Below are 1,332 nucleotides of genomic sequence, written 5' to 3'. Positions count from 1 at the left end.
GGTGTGCAAAGACCCGCAGCTGAGCATCGAGCTGTTTTCGTCAGTGCTTTACCGGAATAAAGGCGCCTACCTTGTTGGTCGTATTTTTACCCGTGACGAGCAATGGCCCCTGGTGATTCCGTTGTTGCACCGCGAAGGGCGCGGCATCCAGATCGATGCGCTGATCACCGACGAAGCCGATGTGTCGATCATCTTCTCCTTCACGCGCTCCTACTTCATGGTCGATGTGCCGGTGCCGGCCGAGTTTATCGGCTTTCTCAAGCGCATCCTGCCTGGCAAGCATATTGCCGAGCTGTACACCTCGATCGGTTTCTACAAGCACGGCAAGTCGGAGTTCTACCGCGCGTTGATCAACCACCTGGCGACCACCGATGATCAATTCATCATGGCGCCCGGCGTGCGCGGCATGGTTATGAGTGTGTTTACGCTGCCGGGTTTTAACACCGTGTTCAAGATCATCAAGGACCGTTTTTCGCCGTCGAAGAACGTCAACCGCGCCACGGTGATCGAGAAGTACCGGCTGGTCAAAAGTGTTGACCGTGTGGGGCGCATGGCCGACACCCAGGAGTTCGCCGATTTCCGCTTTCCCTTGAGCAAATTCGAGCCCGAATGCCTGGCCGAACTGCTGGAAGTCGCCGCCGGCACGGTGCAAGTGGAGGGCGATACGGTACTGATTCGCCACTGCTGGACCGAGCGGCGCATGACCCCGCTCAACCTCTACCTGGACAACGCCAACCCCGCCCAGGTGCGCGAAGCCCTGGAAGACTATGGCTTGGCGATCAAGCAACTGGCGGCGGCGAACATCTTCCCCGGCGACATGCTGCTGAAGAACTTCGGCGTTACCCGCCACGGTCGTGTGGTGTTCTATGACTACGATGAAATTTGTTTTCTCACCGAGGCCAATTTCCGCCACATCCCCGCACCGCGTACGCCTGAAGATGAAATGGCCTCGGAGCCCTGGTACTCCATCGGCCCGCTGGACGTGTTCCCGGAAGAGTTCCCGCCGTTCCTGTTCGCCGACGCCGGCCAGCGCAAGCTGTTCGACGAGTTGCATGGCGAGTTGTACAACGCCGACTACTGGAAAGGCCTGCAGGAAGCGATTCGCGCCGGCAAGGTGATTGATGTGTTTCCGTATCGGCGCAAAGACCCGCTGTAAACGCATATACCGTTTGGGAGGAGGCTTGCTCCAATTTAACAACGTCTGTGCGAATTGGGCTGTTGTGGCGAGCAGGCTTGCCCTGCGTTGGGCTGCGCAGCGGCCCCAAAAACAGACTCAGAGTTCTTTCAGGAGTATCTCGGTGTCTACAATGGGGCTGCTGCGCAGCCCAACGC

General features: G+C 58.4%; 1 protein-coding gene. It reads left to right on the top strand.

The window, feature by feature from the left end; all coding sequences use genetic code 11:
* Positions 1 to 1,156 (top strand): bifunctional isocitrate dehydrogenase kinase/phosphatase (gene aceK, locus FEM54_RS32650; protein ID WP_138454294.1); only part of this gene is annotated, 1,156 nt, incomplete at its 5' end.
* Positions 1,157 to 1,332: the final 176 nt, after the last annotated feature.

The sequence above is a fragment of the Pseudomonas edaphica genome, from assembly GCF_005863185.1.
Classification (GTDB): domain Bacteria; phylum Pseudomonadota; class Gammaproteobacteria; order Pseudomonadales; family Pseudomonadaceae; genus Aquipseudomonas; species Aquipseudomonas edaphica.
Note: the sequence above shows the minus strand (reverse complement) of the source record. Positions and strands in the feature narration are given on the sequence as shown.